18 protein-coding genes are annotated in these 18,247 nt (G+C 69.9%); 14 read left to right on the top strand and 4 right to left on the bottom strand.

The genetic code is table 11. The features are described from left to right. The first annotated feature begins 1 nt into the window (after nucleotide 1). The 4 genes from OG385_RS35160 (at nucleotide 2) to hsaA (ending at nucleotide 3,935) form a co-directional block, all read left to right on the top strand. Complete coding sequence (locus OG385_RS35160) at nucleotides 2–784, top strand: 2-keto-4-pentenoate hydratase (RefSeq protein ID WP_266862020.1); 783 nt, start codon at nucleotides 2–4, stop codon at nucleotides 782–784. 154 nt (nucleotides 785–938) lie between these two features. Next, a complete protein-coding gene (locus OG385_RS35155) occupies nucleotides 939–1,874 on the top strand; it encodes a 3-oxoacyl-ACP reductase (protein WP_266862019.1) in 936 nt (311 codons plus the stop codon). Between the two features lie 33 nt (nucleotides 1,875–1,907). Further along, on the top strand, nucleotides 1,908–2,702 hold the full coding sequence (locus OG385_RS35150; protein WP_266862018.1) for an SDR family oxidoreductase: 795 nt from the start codon (nucleotides 1,908–1,910) through the stop codon (nucleotides 2,700–2,702). Between the two features lie 66 nt (nucleotides 2,703–2,768). After that, the gene (gene hsaA, locus OG385_RS35145) at nucleotides 2,769–3,935 is read left to right on the top strand and encodes a 3-hydroxy-9,10-secoandrosta-1,3,5(10)-triene-9,17-dione monooxygenase oxygenase subunit (RefSeq protein WP_266862017.1); all 1,167 of its coding nucleotides are present in this window, start codon (nucleotides 2,769–2,771) and stop codon (nucleotides 3,933–3,935) included. A 72-nt stretch (nucleotides 3,936–4,007) separates the two neighbouring features. Here hsaA and OG385_RS35140 read toward each other — a convergent pair whose 3' ends face one another. Then, nucleotides 4,008–4,625, bottom strand: coding sequence for a TetR family transcriptional regulator (locus OG385_RS35140; protein WP_266862016.1), 618 nt, complete (start codon nucleotides 4,623–4,625; stop codon nucleotides 4,008–4,010). Nucleotides 4,626–4,862: 237 nt separating this feature from the next. Between OG385_RS35140 and OG385_RS35135 the strand changes: the two genes are divergently transcribed. From OG385_RS35135 to OG385_RS35125, 3 genes are all read left to right on the top strand, one after another. Continuing rightward, nucleotides 4,863–6,377 (top strand): FAD-binding protein, encoded by a 1,515-nt coding sequence (locus OG385_RS35135; protein WP_266862015.1) that lies wholly within the window; start codon nucleotides 4,863–4,865, stop codon nucleotides 6,375–6,377. Between the two features lie 206 nt (nucleotides 6,378–6,583). After that, nucleotides 6,584–7,741 carry a Rieske 2Fe-2S domain-containing protein gene (locus OG385_RS35130; protein ID WP_266862014.1) on the top strand — a complete coding sequence of 386 codons (1,158 nt, stop codon included), beginning with the start codon at nucleotides 6,584–6,586 and terminating at the stop codon, nucleotides 7,739–7,741. After that, nucleotides 7,741–8,007 (top strand): ferredoxin, encoded by a 267-nt coding sequence (locus OG385_RS35125; RefSeq protein WP_266862013.1) that lies wholly within the window; start codon nucleotides 7,741–7,743, stop codon nucleotides 8,005–8,007. Before OG385_RS35130 ends, OG385_RS35125 begins: the two co-directional genes overlap by 1 nt. Nucleotides 8,008–8,056: 49 nt before the next feature. On the opposite strand, the gene OG385_RS35120 is transcribed toward OG385_RS35125, so the two are convergent. Continuing rightward, nucleotides 8,057–8,452, bottom strand: a complete 396-nt coding sequence (locus OG385_RS35120; protein ID WP_266862012.1) for a hypothetical protein — start codon at nucleotides 8,450–8,452, stop codon at nucleotides 8,057–8,059. 205 nt (nucleotides 8,453–8,657) lie between these two features. Continuing rightward, a complete protein-coding gene (locus OG385_RS35115) occupies nucleotides 8,658–9,116 on the bottom strand; it encodes an ATP-binding protein (protein ID WP_266862011.1) in 459 nt (152 codons plus the stop codon). 315 nt (nucleotides 9,117–9,431) lie between these two features. On the opposite strand from OG385_RS35115, the gene OG385_RS35110 reads away from it, so the two are divergent. The 3 genes from OG385_RS35110 to OG385_RS35100 all read left to right on the top strand — a co-directional run bounded on the left by OG385_RS35110 (nucleotide 9,432) and on the right by OG385_RS35100 (nucleotide 11,450). Then, complete coding sequence (locus tag OG385_RS35110) at nucleotides 9,432–10,298, top strand: helix-turn-helix transcriptional regulator (protein ID WP_266862010.1); 867 nt, start codon at nucleotides 9,432–9,434, stop codon at nucleotides 10,296–10,298. Then, entirely contained in the window at nucleotides 10,295–10,546 is a 252-nt protein-coding gene (locus OG385_RS35105; RefSeq protein WP_266862009.1) for a DUF397 domain-containing protein, read from the top strand. Before OG385_RS35110 ends, OG385_RS35105 begins: the two co-directional genes overlap by 4 nt. An 88-nt stretch (nucleotides 10,547–10,634) precedes the next feature. After that, nucleotides 10,635–11,450 carry an SAM-dependent methyltransferase gene (locus OG385_RS35100; protein WP_266862008.1) on the top strand — a complete coding sequence of 272 codons (816 nt, stop codon included), beginning with the start codon at nucleotides 10,635–10,637 and terminating at the stop codon, nucleotides 11,448–11,450. Between the two features lie 58 nt (nucleotides 11,451–11,508). Here OG385_RS35100 and OG385_RS35095 read toward each other — a convergent pair whose 3' ends face one another. Next, nucleotides 11,509–12,939, bottom strand: coding sequence for a UbiD family decarboxylase (locus OG385_RS35095; RefSeq protein ID WP_266862007.1), 1,431 nt, complete (start codon nucleotides 12,937–12,939; stop codon nucleotides 11,509–11,511). 219 nt (nucleotides 12,940–13,158) lie between these two features. Here OG385_RS35095 and OG385_RS35090 point away from each other — a divergent pair, with 219 nt between their 5' ends. The 4 genes from OG385_RS35090 to OG385_RS35075 all read left to right on the top strand — a co-directional run bounded on the left by OG385_RS35090 (nucleotide 13,159) and on the right by OG385_RS35075 (nucleotide 18,131). Beyond that, entirely contained in the window at nucleotides 13,159–14,541 is a 1,383-nt protein-coding gene (locus tag OG385_RS35090) for a dihydroorotase family protein (protein WP_266862006.1), read from the top strand. Beyond that, nucleotides 14,538–15,338, top strand: coding sequence for an IclR family transcriptional regulator (locus tag OG385_RS35085; protein ID WP_266862005.1), 801 nt, complete (start codon nucleotides 14,538–14,540; stop codon nucleotides 15,336–15,338). The genes OG385_RS35090 and OG385_RS35085 overlap by 4 nt, the downstream gene beginning before the upstream one ends. 134 nt (nucleotides 15,339–15,472) lie before the next feature. Then, nucleotides 15,473–16,744 (top strand): M20 family metallo-hydrolase, encoded by a 1,272-nt coding sequence (locus OG385_RS35080; RefSeq protein WP_266862004.1) that lies wholly within the window; start codon nucleotides 15,473–15,475, stop codon nucleotides 16,742–16,744. Then, nucleotides 16,737–18,131, top strand: a complete 1,395-nt coding sequence (locus OG385_RS35075) for an MFS transporter (protein ID WP_266862003.1) — start codon at nucleotides 16,737–16,739, stop codon at nucleotides 18,129–18,131. Before OG385_RS35080 ends, OG385_RS35075 begins: the two co-directional genes overlap by 8 nt. Nucleotides 18,132–18,247 lie beyond the last annotated feature (116 nt).

The raw sequence follows: 18,247 nt of genomic DNA, 5'->3' as shown, positions 1-18,247 counted from the left end.
GATGATTGACGCGTCACGGCGTGCCGCCGCAGACCTGCTGTGGAACGCGGAGCACGACCGCACCCCCGTGGCCCCGCTGACCGAGACGTTCCCGGGGATGGACGTGGTGGACGCCTACGAGATCCAACTGCGCAACATCCGCAGACGAGTTGCGGGTGGCGCCTCGGTCCGCGGCCACAAGGTCGGGCTGTCCTCCGAGGTCATGCAGCGGATGATGGGCGTGGACGAGCCCGACTACGGCCATCTGCTCTCGGACATGGTCCTGTCCGAGCAGACCCCGGTGGACACCGCCCGCTACTGCTGCCCACGCATCGAGGTCGAGATCGGGTACGTGCTCGGCGAGGCCCTGAGCGGCGAGAACTGTACGGAGAAGGATGTCATCGCCGCGACGGAGTACATCGTCCCCTCCATCGAGCTCATCGACAGCCGGATCACCGACTGGCGGATCGCGCTGGAGGACACCATCGCCGACAACGCCTCCTCGGCCGGCCTGGTCCTGGGCGCGGCCCGGGTCAGCCCCCGCGATCTGGATACGGCGGGTATCGGCGCTGTGCTGTACCGGGGAGGTACGGAGATCGCGCGCGGCAACACCAGCGCGGTGCTGGGCGATCCGACCGTCGCCGTCGCGTGGCTGGCCCGGAAGGTGGCGGCCTTCGGGGTCCGTCTTGAGGCCGGGCACGTGGTGCTGCCCGGCTCATGCACGGCGGCCGTCGACGTGCGGCCGGGGGACGACTTCCGCGCGGAGTTCGCCGGGCTCGGCCCGGTGTCGGTCCGCTTCGCGTGAGCGCGGCGGGCCTGCGGGCCCCGACCACTCAGCGGGACGGACAGGGAAGCTAAAACAGAATTCATACTAGTTTTTCCGGTGCCGAAACGGCCACGCAGAACAGACAGCGATGCAGGACAAGACCGCCACACAGGACACGAGCGGAAGAGGGCAGATGAGCACGAGGACCAGCCTCCACGGGCGGACCGCCGTCGTCACCGGGGCCGGCGCCGGCCTGGGCCGAAGCGAGGCGCTTGAGCTGGCGGCCCGCGGCGCCAATGTCGTCATCAACGACGTGGGACCGGCCGCCGATGACGTCGTCGCGGAGATCAAGACCCTGGGGCGGGAAGCCGTTGCCGTGACCGGGGACATCGGCGACTGGTCCATGGGCGACCAGCTGGTAGGCGCCGCGCTGGAGACCTTCGGCAGCCTGGACATCGTCGTCAACAATGCCGGGGTCCTGCGCGACAAGATGGTCTTCAACCTCAGCGAGTCCGACTGGGACGACGTCATCCGTATCCACCTCAAAGGACACGCCGCCCTCACGCGTGCCGCGGCGGTGCACTGGCGGGCGGCGAGCAAAGCCGCGGGCGGCCCGGTCTACGGACGAGTCGTCAACACGTCGTCCGAGGCCTTCCTCTTCGGCGCCCCGGGCCAGCCGAACTACTCGGCGGCCAAGGCCGGCATCACCGCGCTCACTCTCGCCACGGCACAGGGCCTGGCCCGCTACGGCGTACGCGCCAACGCCATCTGCCCGCGCGCCCGCACCGCCATGACGGCCGAGGCGTTCGGAGCGGGCAGCTCGCCCGAAGGCGGCCTGGACATCATGGCCCCCGAACGGGTCGCGACGTTCGTCGGCCACCTCGCCTCCGCGGCCGCGGACGAGATCAACGGCCAGGTCTTCGTCGTCTACGGCGACATGATCGCCCTGCTCGCGCCGCCCACGGTGGAGAAGAAGTTCACCGCGGCGACCGGCGTCTTCACCGCGGATGAGCTGGACTCCCGCCTGACGCCGTACTTCTCGGGCCGGGACCCGCACCGCACGTTCGCGGCCTACAGCGTCGCCGCACTCGACACCACAGGGACGCAGGACGCGACCGCAGCCCGCTGACCACCACCCGCGCTCTCCCCAGGAAGGAAGCCGATGATCGACAAAGACATGTACGGCCCGTGGGCGGTCGTCGCCGGCGGGTCGGAGGGGGTAGGGGCATGTTTCGCCCACCGCCTCGCCGAAGCCGGCATCAACCTGGTCCTCATCGCCCGCAAACCGGGCCCCCTTGAGCAGACGGCGGACGAGGCCCGCGCCAAGGGCGTCGAGGTGCGCACCCTCGCCCTCGACCTGCTCGACAGCGGAGCACTGAATTCGATCCGGGCCGTGACGGACGGCCTCGACGTAGGACTCCTGATCTTCAACGCGGGAGCCAACACCTACGGTCATGAATTCGTCGGCGGCGACCTCGGCCGTGCGCAAGGTGTGATCGACCTCAACGTCACTTCCCAGCTCGCCCTCACCCACCACTTCGGCGCGCTGATGAAGGAGCGCCGCCGGGGCGGCATCATGCTGGTCGGCTCGCTCGCGGGCTATATGGGCCAGGCGCGGCTGAGTGTCTACTCCGCGGTGAAGGCGTTCAGCAGGGTCTTCACCGAGGGCCTCTGGCTGGAACTGAGGCCGTACGGAGTCCACGTGACCGAACTCGTCCTGGGGGTGACCCGCACCCCGGCGATGGAACGGGCCGGCCTGCGAATGGATCTGCCGGGGCTGAACGTCGCGGAGTCCGACGACGTGGCACGTGAAGGTCTGGAGCATCTCGCGGACGGACCCGTGTGGGTGGCAGGCGGAAACCTGAGCACGGCGGAGCAGCGCAGCGCCGTCCGCCACCGCGCAGAGCGGATCCTCGACGCCGGCGAAGCCTCCCGGCGGCTCCTGCCCGAGGATTGACCCCGAGGACCGGCCGGCGGTGCCGGGCAACGAGACCAGTCAGGAACGGACGTGAAGGACAGCCCCATGGGGAATACGGTTCTTGAGACGGTGCGCACCCTGCTCCCGGCCATAGCGGAGCGGGCCCGGGCCACCGACGAGAAGGGACGGATCCCGGACCGGACGGTGCGCGAACTGACCGGAGCCGGTGTCTTCCGGATGCTCCAGCCCCGCCCGTTCGGCGGTCAGGAAGCAGACCTGGTGGAGTTCTACGAGGTCATCCGTGCCATCTCGGCCGTCTGCTGCTCGACCGGCTGGGTCGCCTCCGTACTGGGCGTGCATCCCTGGCAGTTGGGACTCTTCCCCGAACAGGCGCAGCGGGAAGTATGGGGCACGGACCCCGACACCCTCGTGTCGTCCGCCTACGCGCCGGTGGGACGGCTCACCCCCGTCGACGACGGGTACCGCCTCACCGGCCGCTGGAGCTTCTCCTCCGGCTGCCACTACGCCCGATGGGCGCTGCTCGGTGCCCTGGTCATCGGCGATCAGGGCAGGCCCGTCGACTTCCTGTCCGTGCTCGTGCCCCGTTCCGACTACCGCATCGAGGACGTGTGGGACGTCGTCGGGCTGCGGGGCACGGCCAGCAACGACATCCTCGTCGAGCAGGCCTTCGTACCCCGCCACCATGTGATCCGGAACTACGAGCAGGCGCAGCTGAAGGGCCCGGGCCAGAAGATCAACCGTGGACCGCTCTACCGGCTGCCCTTCGGCGCTGTCTTCACCAGCGCGGTCACCGCCCCGGTCGTCGGCGCGGTCGCCGGCGGCTACGACTCCTACGTCGCCGCGACGAAGGAGCGTGGCTCGCTGAGCCTCGGCGGTGGCCGGTTCGCCGAGGACCCCTACGCGCAGGTGGCCATCGCGCGGGCAGCCTCCGAGATCGACGCGACCGTTCTGCAGATGGACCGCAACATCAGGGAACTGACGGCCCACGCGGCGCAGGGCCGCGACATTCCGATGGAGCTGCGGCTCAGGACCCGCCGCGACCAGGTGCGGGGCACCGAACGTGCCGTCACCGCGATCGACCTGCTGTTCAAGACGGCGGGCGGCCACTCGCTGCGGCGCGGCAGTCCGATCGAACGAGCGTGGCGCGACGCACACGCCGGCAGTGTGCATGTGGCCAACGACGTCGAACGGACACTGGCCATGTACGGCCGCGGTGCGCTCGGACTGACCGTCGAGGACAACCTCGTCTGAAATCTCCAACCCGATGTCTGCAACCCGATATCTGCGATCTGCGGTCCGGGATCGGTCCCGCCGTCGAAGTCGTCAGTCGACGGGGGCGTTGGAGCGGTCCCCGAGCAGCACCTCGCACGCGAGCCGGATCTCGGTCTCCGCGTCGGAGTGCGTCGTGTGACCGTACAGCGCGGAGATCAGCACGCCGTGCCAGCTCTTCATCAGCAGCCGGATCAGACGGTTGTCCCGGTCGGTGGGGTGATCGAGCCCGAGCAGCCCCAGCACCGTGCGATGCACCTTGGCCTCGATACCGGCGGCCTCGCTGACGGTGGCGGCGTGCGCGGCGTAGTTGCTCTGCATCATGGCGCTCGCCAGGAGCGGGGTCCGCAGCATGTGGCGCGTGGACCGGAGGAGCGTCTCGGCGACAGCGTCGACGGGGCCGGCTGCCGCACGGATCTCCGGTGAATCGTCGCCCATGTGGTCGACCTGGGCGGACATGATCGCGGTGAACAAATGCGTCTTGGACGGGAAGTAGCGGTAGAGCGTGGCAATGGCGACGCCGGCCTCCTTGGCCACGTCGTGCATCTGCACATGCTCAAGACCCCGTTCAGCGCCCAGCCGGGCGGTGACACTCAGGATGCGCGCGTACCGTGCCTTCTGCCCGGGTGACTGCGGCTCCGCCGCTGGCCGGTTCTCGGCGACTCTGGGCACGGTTTCCTCTTCCGGCTCGTGATGGCGCCTTCAGCGCACCATGCTAACGGTGGGGCCGCCCCGGCAGACCGGGAAGCAGCCGAGGCTCCGGAACACGTCCGGTGCCGCAGGCCCATGAGAGCGCCGACGACGCGTTCGCGGGTGCCCGTGTACTGCTGAGTGGGACTGCCGCGGACGCACCGCGCGGTGACTGGGATTTCCTGACGGCGAACACCGGCAACCGCGGGAGGTCGAAGCATGGCAGAGAAGTGGGACGAGGAGTACGACGTCGTCGTCGTGGGGTCCGGCGGCGGAGCACTGACCGGCGCGTACCTGACCGCCGTCGCGGGCCTCGAAACCGTCGTGGTGGAGAAGACACCCCGGCTGGGCGGGATGAGCGCGTACTCCGGCGCGGCCCTGTGGCTCCCCGGCTCACCGGTGCAGAAGCGCGATGGAGTCCCCGATTCGACCGAATCGGCCCGTACCTATCTGCGCGCCCTGCTGGGCGACGGCACCGCCGGGAAACAGGACGCCTTCCTCGCGGAGGCACCCCGCCTGGTGGCCCGGCTGGAGAACGACCCGGCCATCGCGTTCCGGTTCAGGGAGTTCCCCGACTACTACGAGCGGCCCGGCCGGGTGCCGGGCGGGCGCTCGTTCGTCCCCGCCGACCTCGACCCGGGTGACCTGGGCGAACTGCTCTCCCTGGTCCGCCCCCCGGTGGACAGCGACCGGACGGGCCAGGAGCACGACGAGTCGGCCCCGCTGACGGCAGGACGCGCGCTCATCGGCCGCCTGCTGCTGGCGTACGACCGCACCGGCCATGGCACGGTCCGCACCCGGACCCGGATGGACCAGCTCGTCACCACCCACGAGCGGGTGACCGGCATCGTCGCCACCCGGCACGGCCGCCGTGTACGGATCGGGGCCCGCCGGGGCGTGCTCCTGGCCGGCGGCGGATTCGAGCACAACGAACGCCTGCGAAGCATCCACGGAGTACCGGGCAGCGCCGGCTGCTCCATGGCACCGACCGTCACGAACACCGGTGAACCCGTCCTGGCCGCGACGGCGATCGGCGCGGACACCGACCTGATGCACGAGGGCTGGTGGTGCCCCGGCCTCATGATGCCCGACGGTCAACCGGCTTTCGTCTGCGGGTTCTTCGGCGGCCTGGTCGTCGACGCACACGGCTCCCGGTACGCCAACGAATCCCTGCCCTACGACAGGTTCGGGCGCGAGATGGCCCAGGAACCGTCCCGGACGCCCTCCTATGTCATCTTCGACGACCGCACCGCGGGCGCGATCCCCGCGGTCATGCTGCCGCCGTGGGGCGACCCGGCCGCCCACCTCGCCTCCGGAACCCTCACCAAGGCCGACTCCCCGGAGCAACTGGCCCGGCTCATCGGAGTCCCGGCCGACAGGCTGGCCGCTGCCGTCGAGCGCTTCAACGGCTTCGCCGACAAGGGGCAGGACGAGGAGTTCGGCCGTGAGTCGGACGAGTACGGGCACTGGTTCGGCGAGCCCGTGCTGCGGCCCGTCCGCAAGGCGCCCTTCTACGCGGCGAGGCTCGTACTCGCGGACCTGGGAACCAAGGGCGGCCTGGTCACCGACACCTCGGCGAGGGTGCTGCGAGCGGACCGCACACCGATCGCCGGGCTGTACGCGGCCGGCAACACGAGCGCATCGTTCACCGGGGCGTTCTACCCGGGCCCGGGAATCCCGATCGGCACCGCGATGGTGTTCGGGTCCCTGGCCGCCAAGGACATGACCGGCTGAACTCCGGCCGTACCGCTCAGTGGGACCGCGGCACCGGCCCGTCCGCCCCCGACCCTACGTTCACCGGGACGCCACCGCCTCGTCCGCCCGCCGAGGTGACCGCGTCGGGCCGGCCGTGCACAGGGCCCGCGCCACCGTCCCCCGGCGGGCCGGCCCGCACGCCCCACACCGCGCCGAGCACAGTCTCGGCGGAAAGGAAGGCACAGATGGCCACCGCGCCCCACGACGTCCGCACGATCGAGGCGGACTCCCTCCCGGGCCGTTTCGCCCGTGGCTGGCACTGTCTGGGCCTCGCCCGGGAGTTCACGGACGGCAAGCCGCACACGGTGCACGCCTTCGGGCAGAAGCTGGTCGTCTGGGCCTCGGCCGACGGCACGCTCAACGTGCTCGACGCGTACTGCCGTCACATGGGCGGAGACCTGTCCAGGGGCACGGTGGAGGGCGATGACGTCGCCTGCCCGTTCCACAACTGGCGCTGGGGCGGTGACGGACGCTGCCGAGGCATCCCCTACGCCCGCCGGGTCCCGTTGCGAGCCCGGACCGCGGCCTACCCGACGCTGCAGCAGGACGGCCTGCTGTTCGTCTGGAACGACCCGGAGGCGAACCCGCCTCCCGAGTCCGTGACGATCCCCCGTATCGAGGGCGCGACGAGCGACCGCTGGACGGACTGGTCCTGGTACTCGATCCGTATCGATGGCGCGAACTGCCGTGAGATCGTCGACAACGTCGTGGACATGGCGCACTTCTTCTATGTGCACTACTCGTTCCCCACCTACTTCGAGAACATCTTCGAGGGCCACACCGCGACTCAGATCATGAAGGGCGTCGCCCGCGAGGACGTGCGTCGCCCGCAGGCCGAGGGGAGCGGAGCCCCCAAGGTGCTGGGCCAGACCTCCGTCGCTTCCTACCACGGCCCCTCGTTCATGATCGACGAACTGACCTACCACTACGACGACGGTGACGTGAGGTCGGTACTGATCAACTGTCACTACCCGGTGTCCGAGGACTCGTTCGTGCTCCAGTACGGCATCCTGATGGAGAAGGCCCCGCACCTGGGCGGCGCAGCTGAAGAAGTAGCCGAGAAAATGGGCGAGTTCATCAAAATCGGCTTCGAACAGGACGTCGAGATCTGGAAGCACAAGGCCCGTATCGACAACCCGCTGCTCTGTGAGGAGGACGGCCCGGTCTACCAACTGCGCCGTTGGTACGAGCAGTTCTACGTCGACGCTGCCGAGGTGCGCCCGGAGATGACCGACCGGTTCGAATTCGAGATCGACACCACCAAGCCCAACGCCGCCTGGCGGGCCGAGATCGAGCAGAACATCGCCCGGCAGGACGCCGCAGCACAGGAGGGGTCCGCCTGATGGCGGTCCGGCCCGACAACAGGCTCCTGGACGCCCCCATGGTGCCCGTCGCGTGTGGCACCTGCGGTGCGCGGGTGGAGGCGCGCAAGAGCAGCTGGGAGCAGACCAGCGTGCAGTGGAACGCCGAAGCGCTGGCGGCCTGCTCCGAACGTCGCACGGCCGGGACAGGTGCTGTCTTCACCGGGTGCCCCGCTCTCCGGATCACGATTCGCCGGGCCGCCGCCGAGGGGGAGTTCCGCGCCCCACCGGGCTACGCGGACACCTGACGGGCCCGGAAGGTGCTGCCGTCACCGGCCGGGCGAATCAGAGACCTGGTCATCGCCCAGCGGGATGCCGGGTCTCGTCGCTCTTCGACGACAAGGGCGCCCATGTGTAGCGGACGCGCACGCCGCGGTCGTGGAGCCAGGCGGTCTCGCGGTGCCGGAGTTCATGCGCGGACTCCGGGGCGATGGCGTTGGGCCAGCGGACGAGTACATCCGTGACGTGACCTGTCTGTACCAGCTGTCTCACCCGCCGCCACCCTCTGCGCTGGGCCGGGTCGGGCTCACCGTATGTGTCGGTGATGACCTCGGCGATCGTCAGTCCGCGCTCCTGGGCGAAGGCGCGGCCTTCCGTCTGTGCGCGCTGTGTGGCTGCCCCCGGCGCGCCCGGGGCTCGGTCGGCGCATACGTACAGCACGACGGGGGAAGCGGGTTCACCGTAGGGGGTCATGGGCGCCTTCTGTAGGTGGATCGAGGAGAAGGGGTTCCTCGCCGCGTGAAGGGGACGCAGCGGGGCCGTGCGGTGCCGGCTGCGTTCTCTGCCGACGGACGGGGGACCTGGTCCGGTGCGCAGCGGGCCGGGCCCTTCCAGGCTGCAACCGGGCTGTCGCTGCCGGGGCGGGCGCCGGATTCGGCGCCCGCCCGTACCGATGGCGTCAGGGGTGGGCCGTCAACTCCGCCCAGACGACGTTGCCTTCGGCCCGCGTCGAGCGGGCGGAGCCCCAGCGGTCCGCGAGTTGCTGGACGAGGAACAGACCTCGCCCGCCCTCCTCGCGGGGGCCCGCCAGATGCTCGGGCGGGCGGACCGGGGTACGGCCGTCGTCGTGGAGTTCGATGCGCAGGCGCCGCTCGTCGCCGGTCAGCGTGAGGCCGCACAGGACATGAGCGCTGTCGGTGTGGAGTACAGCGTTCGTGGTCAGCTCGGAGACCAGCAACACCGCGTCGCTGCATGTGTCGCCCGGCACCTTCCAGGCACGGAGCCGGTCGCGCACGTTGTCGCGGGCGGATCTCGCGCTGGTGTGCAGGGCCGGCAGGCCGAGCCAGTACTCCCGACGAGGCACGGCCGCGGCTGAGGCGGGGGACGAGGCCGGGGCTGAGGTCGTGGGCAGAGTCAAGGATGTCGCCTTCCAGTGCCTTCCGGGGGGCAGGCGCGGTGTGGGGATGCGGGCCGCAGCCCGCGGTGTGAGAGGCGTGTGCCGAGGCAGGCGCCCTGCGGTGGGGTGCCGACGACGGCATCAGCATCACGTGTCCCGCCCGGGCCGGATGCTGCGTCAGAGCTGCGACTTGACCGCTCACACGTCAACTATGCGCGTGATCGACCCACGCTGCAACCGACTCCCTGATAATTTCAGCAGCGCGGGTATCACCCTGGCGTCGTCAGCAAGACACTGTAAGAATGGCGTTGTTGATGAACCCTCAGGAGGTTGGGCGTGAGTGAAGCCCGTTCCAGTACCAGCGCACCGACAGTCCTGCGCATGATCCTCGGCCGCCGGCTGCAGGACATGCGACTCGGCGCCGGTGCCTCGCTGGAGGACGCGGCAAAAGCACTGCGCGTGAAGACCTTGACGATCCGTCGGCTGGAAAAGGCCGAGGTCGCGCTGAAGCCTCTCTACGTGGAGAAGCTCCTGGAGACCTTCGGCGCGGACCGTCAGGAGATCGACGAGTTCGTCGACCTGGCCGAGCGAGCCAACGAGCCCGGCTGGTGGCACTCCTACCGCGACGCCGTCCCCAGCTGGTTCACCGCCTACGTCAGCCTGGAGACCGGCGCCAAGACCCTGCGTACGTACGAACCCCAGTACGTCACCGGTCTTCTGCAGACCCCCGACTACGCCCGCGCCGTGCTGCTCGGCGGGCTGCCGAACGGCAGCGAGGAGGAACTCGCGCGCCGCGTGGAGCTACGGCTGCACCGCCAGAGCCTGCTGGAGCGGGAGGACGCCCCTACGTTGTGGGTGGTGATGGAGGAAGCCGTCCTGCACCGGGCGGTGAGCAGCGCCGACGTGATGCGGGAACAGATCGAGCGGCTGCTGGACGTGTCCGAGCTCGCCCATGTCAGTCTCGACATCGTGCCCTTCGCCGCGGGTGCGCATGTCGGGGCGTGTGCCCCGTTCACGTATTTCCGCTTCGAGGAACCCGAGTTGCCCGACATCGTCTACAGCGAGCTCCTGTCTGCCTCCGTCTACCTGGATCAGCGCGCGGACGTCGTCGCCCATCTTGAGGCGCATTCCCGTATGGCGCTGCTGACGTCGTCCGAGGACAGCAGGGCGCTCTTGAACCGCATGCGCAAGGAGTACTCGTGACGATCACCGACGAGGGTGTCTACAACGGGATGTCGGCCCGCGATCTCGGTGAACAGGGCTGGGAGCGTCCCTGGAGCGGGCCGAACGGCGGTCAGTGCGTCGAGACGAAGAAGCTCGCCGACGGCCGCGTGGCCGTAAGGCAGTCGACCGACCCGGCCGGGCCTGCGCTGATCTACGCGCCGGAGGAGATCGCCGCGTTCCTCCGCGGGGTCAAAGAGGGCCTGGCCGACCACTTGGCCGCCGGGTGAACCGGCGGCGGACGGAAGGGACGACGACACCGGTCCCGTTCCTGGCCTGCGGGCCGACAGACACACGCATGAAGATGAAGGGGAGAACATGACCACCAGGCAGGCCGGCCGGGATCTCGACACGAGCAGGCCGCACTCGGCCCGGATGTACGACTACTTCCTCGGTGGCAAGGATCACTTCGAGATCGACAAGGAGGCGGCTCTGGTCGCCGCCGACGCTCACCCCGGCATCTTCGTAACTGCCCGCGAGAACCGGGCGTTCATGCACCGGGCCACCCGTGTCCTGGCGCAGGAGTACGGCATCCGCCAGTGGCTCGACGTCGGCACCGGCATACCGACCGAGCCCAACCTGCACCAGGTCGCCCAGTCCGTCGCGCTCGATGCCCGCGTCGTGTACGCCGACAACGACCCCCTCGTACTCAAGTACGCCGAACGCCTGATGCGCAGCACGACGCAGGGACGCACGGCCTACATCGAGGCCGACGTCACCGACCCCGACGCACTCATGAGCGCCGTTGCCGAGTCGGAGGTTCTGGACTTCGACCAGCCCATCGCCCTCAACCTCAACGCCCTCATGCACTTCATCACCGACCCGCACGACCCGTACGCCATCGTCCGCCGACTGCTCGACTCCCTCCCGGTCGGCAGCGCCCTCGCCATGAACCACTGCACGCCCGACTTCGACCCGGTCACCTGGAACAAGGTCGCGGAGATCTACACCAGCTCCGGAACCCCGGTGCAGTTCCGTTCACACAGCGACGTCCGACATTTCTTCGACGGGCTCGACCTCATCGACCCCGGCATCTGCTGCTGCCACCGCTGGCGGCCCGACGGACCCACCGATGGTACGGAGCCCACGGACGCCCAGATTGGTCTGTTGGCGGGTGTAGGCATCAAACGCTGACCGGGACCGGGCGAGGAAACCGTCCTCTGCCTGGTGGTGCCGGAGAGCCGAAGCGCGGTCAGTGCTGGTCGCCCGCGGGGCGGCGATCCCCGGTGTCGAGCAGACTCCACAGCACCGGAGTCGGGGCGAAGCGTGTCCCCAGACCGTCGGTTTCGAGCCGGCGGCGCACTCGGTCCACGGTCTCCCGCGGAGGCACGGCGAGGGCGTGTCCCGGCGTACGGTCGCCGGGTTTGGCTGTGGCGTCCATGCCGACCTTCGTCACGGTGCCGCCCTGCTGCATCGGCACGTTCCGGTCGGCCGGGACGTCGGGTGCAAGGATGAGGTCGCGCTCCCAGCGCATCCGGCTCGTCCGTGCCCAGTGGACGTGTTCGGCGTCCCAGATGTCGATGTCGCAGTCCACGACGGTGACTTGTTTCACCATGCTGACGGAGGCGAAACAAGCGAAGATCGCACGCTTGGCCTGGCGGCCCTGGTGCGCGGGGAGCGCGACGACCACGTCGACGCGGCCGCCTCCGGAGAGCGTCACCGCGACATCTGTGTCCCCGCAGCCGGCCAGGCGCAGCGCGTGCCGCAGCCCGGCGGCGATCGGCAGCGCGGCGAGGTAGGCGTGCTCGGCGGCCAGCCCCGGCAGGATGACCTGGACCGAGGGGTCGGCGCGCGTGGTCAGCGCCGTGACCTCCAGGGTGACCCCGTCGCCGTAGTCCTCGTACATTCCGTGGTACTCGCTGACCAGCCCCTCGTGCACGGGGCGGTCGGCGTGCAGCAGGCCCTCGATGACGACTTCGGCGTCGGCGGGCACAAGAACGTCGCTCGTCGTGGCCCGCACCACCTTGACCGGTGCTCCCAGCAGGTGGGCTGCGTGCTCCAACTCGTCGTCCCCGAGGCCGAGATAGAAGCAGGCGGCCATCTGGATCGCGGGATGGGTGCCCAGCGTGACGGCGACGGGAAGGCCGTCAGCCCCGGCGGAGCGGGCGAGCGCGGTCAGATGGTGGTTCGGGGCGATCCCGACGAACCCGGTCGTCGGGCCCAGCGGCTTGATCCGGGCGTAGGAGGCGTTGCGGTGACCGGTGACCGGGTCGTGGGCGACGATCATTCCCGCCGTCAGATAGCCGCCGGAGTCATCGGTGAAGTAGGTCGGCGCGAGGACGCGCTTCCAGACCTCGTCGGCGGCGAACCGCCGTTCCTGGCAGTGGGCGGTATCCACCACCTCGGGCTTGCACCGGGAGGCGACCGCGGCCGACAGCGTGTCGAGGACGTCCGTGACCGGCACGCGCAGTGCGGCGGCGATGCGGGCGCGGCTCGACAGGACGTTTCCGACCAGGGGCAGTTCCGAACCCGTGACGCGGTTCAGCCGCACGGCGGGGCCACGGTCGAACAGCGCGAGCACACTGGCGAGTTCGAAGCGTGGGTCGACCGGCCGGTCGATATCGACGAGTTCACCACGACGTTCCAACTCGTCGAGGAATCCTCGCATTGATTGGTCGCCCATGTTCATCCGCGCTCGCATTCTCGGGAAATGGTAATTCGGCAGGCACACGGGAGTGATGTCTCCTCGCCGGTGGCACGCAATAGTGCATGAGTCACCGAGGCCACGCAAGGCAGGTCCGGGGAGCCGTGCAGAGCAGCGGAAAGGGGTGCCGCGAGCGTGATTCCCGATCCGCGGGAATCGTATTCTGTCCGGGCCCGCACCGTGTCTACCTTTCACGCCATGGAAAAGGCACAGGGTCACGAGCGCGCCGACATCGTCCTCACCGGGGTCGTGCCGGTCGCGGACGGGAAATTCGAGCGTGGGTGGGTCGCTGTCGCGGGCGGTGTCATCACCGGAGTCGGAACCGGGGCGGCGCCGAAAGCCCCCGCGGCGCGGCGAATCGACGTCAGGGACGCTTTCGTCCTGCCGGGTGCGGTCGACGCCCACGTGCACTCGTACTCGCACGCGGGTGAGGGGCTGCGGGCCGCGACCTCCGCCGCGGCCGCCGGAGGTGTGACCACGATCGTGGAGATGCCCTTCGACGCGGAGGGCCCCGTGAACCACGTGGAGCGGCTCAGGGCGAAGCGGGAGAAGGTGGCCGAGGAGGCCGTCGTCGATGTCGCCCTGCTCGGCACCCTCGCGCCCGGCGGTGGCTGGCGAGAGGCCGAAGCCCTGGCCGCCGGGGGAGTGGTGGGGTTCAAGGTGTCGCTCTTCGACACCGACCCGTTCCGGTTCCCGCGTATCGACGATGCCGAGTTGCTGGATGTGATGAAGGCTGTCGGCGCCGTGGAGTCGACGCTGTGCGTACACGCGGAGAACAACGAGATCATCAAGGCGCTCCTCGCCGACGAGCGGCACCGTTCCTCGACCGATCCGGCCGTGCACGCCGCGACCCGGCCACCCGTCTCGGAGACGCTCGGCGTGCTCACCGCGATGGAGATCGCCGCCCATCAGGGCAACGCGCTGCACCTGTGCCATCTGTCCCTGGGGCGGTCGGCCGAGCTCGTGCGCTGGTACCGGGGCCAGGGCGTGGACATCACCTTCGAGACATGCCCGCACTACCTGACCTTCACCGAGGACGACATGTGCGGCTCCCGCGGCCGGCTGAAGATCAACCCCCCGCTGCGCGACGGGGCGAACCGCGACGCCATGTGGCAGGCCGTCACCACGGGCCTCGCCACGGCAGTCACCTCCGACCACGCCCCTTGGCCCGCCGAGTTCAAGGACCACGAACGGATCCTGGACAACCACTCGGGGGTGCCGGGCACCGAGACCCTCGTGGCGACCACCCTGGGCGCCTGCCTGCGGCGCTTCGGCGCCGGGCCGCAGTTCGCGCGAGCGGTGGCCGCGCTGACCAGCAACCCTGCCGACCGGTACGGCATCGGGCACCGCAAGGGCAGGCTGGCCCCGGGCCACGACGCGGACATCATGGTGCTCACCCCGGACGACACCTGGCGGATCGACGGCTCGGCCCTGCACTCCCGCGCCGGCTGGACCCCCTACGATGCGTACGCGCCCGGTGCCCGTGTCACTCTCACGCTGAGCCGTGGCACCGTCGTCTGGGACGCGGGCAAGGGACTGACGGGCAAGCCCGGCCGCGGCGAGCAGGTGCATCGGAGATGAGCATGACCATCGGACGGCCGTCCGCAGGTGAACTGTCCTCCCTGACGCGGGGCCTGCGGATCCTGGAGTTCATCCAGGACCGGGGCCAGGCCGAGGTGTCGGAAGTCGTCGCGGCCATGGGCATCCCGTCGTCGTCGGCCTACCGCTACGTCCGGCTGCTCAAGGAGGCAGGGTTCCTCGCCGAGGTCGACGGCGCCCTGCTGCCCACCGACCGCCTCGCCGACCGTTCCATCGACCGGACCGGGCACCTGGTGGACCTGGCGCGCCCCGTGCTCACCCGGCTGATGCGTCGCAGCGGTCTGGACGTGGCACTCACGGTACGGGCGCACACCGCCGCGCTCTGCCTGGACACCCGGGGCAGCGGATCAGGCACGGTGGCGCTGCGGCCCGGTCAGGTCCTGGCCCTGTACTCGGGGGCCAGCGCCACGCCGCTGCTGGCAACGGCGCCCGAGACGGTTCGCCGCCAGGTCCTGCAAGGACGGCTGCAACGGTTCACGGCGGCGACCCCGGACGCCGCGTCCCTGCGCCTCGAACTCGCCGAAGCCCGCAAGGACGGCTACCACGTGACGCACGGCTGGCTCACCCCCGGCGTCAGCGCCGTCGGAATGCCCGTTCTTGTCGCCGGCTCGTGCTTGTGCGCGGTGTCCCTGGTGGGGCGGCACGCGGAACTCACCGATGTCACCCGGCCGCTGGCCCTGCTGCGGGAAGCGGTCGCGGACATCACGGCCAGCATGCCCCGGGCGGCGACCCAGGTGTGGCTGTCGCCCGACGAGGAGAGCACCCGCGAGGACCTCTGAGCACGGTGACGGACGCGGCGCCGGTTCCGCGGGCCGTGCCATCGCCGACGGAGGCAGCACGTACGTACGAGATCACAGTCCAACCTGGCCGAATTCAGGCCAGAACTGTCCGGTATTCACCGGAAGGATAGGTAATGAGCATCGACCTGGACGCCCTGACCCCCCATCCCGAACGACTCGCCGAGCGCCTCGCCTCGCTCGCCGAATTCCACGACTCCACGCGCCCCGGCTGGAGCCGAGAGGTGTTCTCGGAGTCCTACCGGGCCTCTCGCGAGTGGGTACGCCGGCAGATGGCCGACGCGGGACTCGACCCCGTTGTGGACCCGGCGGGCAACATCGTCGGGCGGCTGCCCGGCCGCCGGGGGAGCGGCCCGGCGCTGGTCACCGGATCCCACACCGACACGGTCGCCCAGGGCGGCAGATTCGACGGCATCGTCGGCGTCCTGACCGGTATCGAGGTGGCCCAGCGATTCCGTGAGACGGGCACGACGCTTGAACACGACCTGGTGGTCGTGGACTTCCTCGGCGAGGAGGCCAACGATTTCGGCATATCGTGCCTGGGTTCCCGCGCGGTGGCCGGCGTGCTGCGGCCGGAGCACCTGGACCGGGTGGACAGCACGGGAACCAGGCTCGGCGACGCGATCGAGAGGTTCGGGCTCGACCCGCACGCCGCGCTGAGGCAGGCCTGGAACCCCGGTGACGTGCACGCCTACGTGGAACTGCACGTCGAGCAGGGCCCACTCCTGGAAACGTCCGGCACCAGCATCGGCGTGGTCACCGCGATCGCCGGAATCGACCGAATCCTGATGCGCTTCGCGGGCCGGGCGGGCCACGCGGGGACGACACACATGGCCGACCGCCACGACGCGCTGGTCTCCGCCGCAGCGGCAGTTCTCGCCGTGGAACGTGCCGGATGCGGAGCGCCCGTGCACGGCGTGGCCACTCCCGGCTGCATCGAGTCGAGTCCCGAGTCGATGGGCGTCATCACGGACCGGGCCCGGCTCTGGGCGGAGATCCGCAGCGTGGACGGCACCTGGCTCCAGGGGGCGCGCCGGCAGATCGTCGACGAGGTTGCCGAGGAAGCGGCGAGGCGAGGTGTCCAGTTCGACGTCGAGTACCTCACCGATCAGGACCCCGTGCCCACGGACGAGTTGCTGCAGGACGTCATTGGTCAGTCGGCCGACAGGCTCGGCCTGCCGTGGCAGGCCGTCCCGTCCGGGGCGGGCCACGACGCCGCACACCTGGCCCGGCTCGGGCCCATGGGCATGATCTTCGTTCCCTCGCAGGGCGGGCTCAGCCACTGCCCCGAGGAGTTCACCGCGCCCGCCGACATCGAGCAGGGCGCACACGTGCTCGCCGGCACGCTGGCCACCCTGGACCAACGTCCGGTCGTGCGCAGTGAATAGAGATGCAACGACAGCGACCACGACACGTGTCTCCCGGCGCGCGGTCGTCGCGGCATCCTTCGGCAACGGGATGGAGTGGTACGACTTCACGGTCTACGCCTTCTTCGCCGGCTACATCTCCCACAACTTCTTCCGGGACGACGACCCGGGTACGGCTCTCATCAGCACGTTCGTCATCTTCGGTACGGGGTTCGTGGCCCGCCCGCTCGGGGCCGTCGTCATCGGGCTGTACGGCGACCGCAAGGGCCGCAAGGCCGCGATGATGCTCTCCCTCAGCACCATGGGCGCCGGGACACTCCTGCTGGTCGTGGCGCCACCGGTGGCAGTCATCGGGCTCGGTGCACCGGCCCTGCTCCTCGTCGGCAGGCTGCTGCAGGGATTCTCGGCAGGCGGCGAGATCGGCGGCGCCACGGCCTTCCTGGTGGAACACGCGCCACCCGGCCGAAAGGCCCGGTACGCCGCCTGGCTCCAGGCATCCATGGGGATCTGCAATCTCGCGGCCGCCGCCGTGGGCGTCGCCCTCACGACCTTCGCCTCCGAATCAGCGATGAACGCCTGGGCCTGGCGCATTCCCTTTGCGCTCGGCCTGCTCATCATTCCGGTCGGCGTCTACATCCGCCGGCATCTGCCGGAGACCGAGGAATTCGAGAAGAGCAAACCGGAACGGAATGAGCAGGAGACGACCCCGGGGCGCGGCCCTCTCGTCCAGTTGCTGACCGAGTACCGGGGACGGGTCATCACCGGATTTCTCTTCTCCGTTCTGTGGACCGTGTGCGTCTACACCTTGGTCATCTACGCACCTACGTACTACGAGAGCGACGCGGCAGGTCTCGGCTTCACCGCACAGCAGTCGTTCCTCGCCTCTCTGGTGGGCAACGCAGTCCTCGTAGCCGGGTGCCTGGTCGCGGGGCGCGCCGCCGACACGGCGGGTGCGCGGAGAGTGCTCGTGGCCGGCGCGCTGGGCTTGCTCGTGCTGCCGCTGCCCTTGCTGGCATGGCTGCACGCACAACCGGCGTTCCCCGTCCTGCTGCTCGTCCACAGCCTGATGTGCGCAGGTGTCGCCGCGTTCGCCGGCGTCGCACCCTCCACGCTGACCCGGCTCTTCCCCGTCGAAGTGCGCTCCACGGGCGTGGCCCTGAGCTACAACATCGCAGCGATGGTCTTCGCGGGCTTCACGCCCGCCCTGATGGCCTGGGCCGTCGGCTCGCTGACCGTCTACGCCCCCGCGCTGTGGGTGGCCGTCGCCGCTGCGGCATGTCTTGCGGCAGTCCCCGCGCTCTTCCGGGTGATCCCGGACTCACGGAGCGCTGTCCGGCCTGACCGGGCGCGATCGCCTGCACGCCCTGCGCACGGCCAGGCGGGTGTCGGTCAAGGGGATCCGTCGTAGGAGAGGGGGATGATGTCCCGCCGTGCGGTGTGGGTTCACGCGGGGTCCGTGTGGTCGCCGGTCTTCGATGTCCAGGCCGGCGGGCGACGCTCGCGCGATTCTGACGGTGCTCGACG

The sequence above is a fragment of the Streptomyces sp. NBC_01306 genome (genome assembly GCF_026340465.1).
Lineage (GTDB): Bacteria > Actinomycetota > Actinomycetes > Streptomycetales > Streptomycetaceae > Streptomyces.
The sequence above is the reverse complement of the archived record's forward strand: the minus strand, read 5'-3'. Positions and strand labels throughout refer to the sequence as shown.

Excerpts from the sequence above, each read along its gene's own strand:
- OG385_RS35120 (WP_266862012.1), bottom strand. The coding sequence starts at position 8,452 with ATGACCCCCTACGGTGAACCCGCTTCCCCCGTCGTGCTGTACGTATGC.
- OG385_RS35160 (WP_266862020.1), top strand. The coding sequence starts at position 2 with ATGATTGACGCGTCACGGCGTGCCGCCGCAGACCTGCTGTGGAACGCG.
- OG385_RS35125 (WP_266862013.1), top strand. The coding sequence starts at position 7,741 with ATGGCGGTCCGGCCCGACAACAGGCTCCTGGACGCCCCCATGGTGCCC.
- OG385_RS35155 (WP_266862019.1), top strand. The coding sequence starts at position 939 with ATGAGCACGAGGACCAGCCTCCACGGGCGGACCGCCGTCGTCACCGGG.
- OG385_RS35100 (WP_266862008.1), top strand. The coding sequence starts at position 10,635 with ATGACCACCAGGCAGGCCGGCCGGGATCTCGACACGAGCAGGCCGCAC.
- OG385_RS35080 (WP_266862004.1), top strand. The coding sequence starts at position 15,473 with ATGAGCATCGACCTGGACGCCCTGACCCCCCATCCCGAACGACTCGCC.
- hsaA (WP_266862017.1), top strand. The coding sequence starts at position 2,769 with ATGGGGAATACGGTTCTTGAGACGGTGCGCACCCTGCTCCCGGCCATA.
- OG385_RS35085 (WP_266862005.1), top strand. The coding sequence starts at position 14,538 with ATGAGCATGACCATCGGACGGCCGTCCGCAGGTGAACTGTCCTCCCTG.
- OG385_RS35095 (WP_266862007.1), bottom strand. The coding sequence starts at position 12,939 with ATGGGCGACCAATCAATGCGAGGATTCCTCGACGAGTTGGAACGTCGT.
- OG385_RS35150 (WP_266862018.1), top strand. The coding sequence starts at position 1,908 with ATGATCGACAAAGACATGTACGGCCCGTGGGCGGTCGTCGCCGGCGGG.
- OG385_RS35090 (WP_266862006.1), top strand. The coding sequence starts at position 13,159 with ATGGAAAAGGCACAGGGTCACGAGCGCGCCGACATCGTCCTCACCGGG.
- OG385_RS35130 (WP_266862014.1), top strand. The coding sequence starts at position 6,584 with ATGGCCACCGCGCCCCACGACGTCCGCACGATCGAGGCGGACTCCCTC.
- OG385_RS35135 (WP_266862015.1), top strand. The coding sequence starts at position 4,863 with ATGGCAGAGAAGTGGGACGAGGAGTACGACGTCGTCGTCGTGGGGTCC.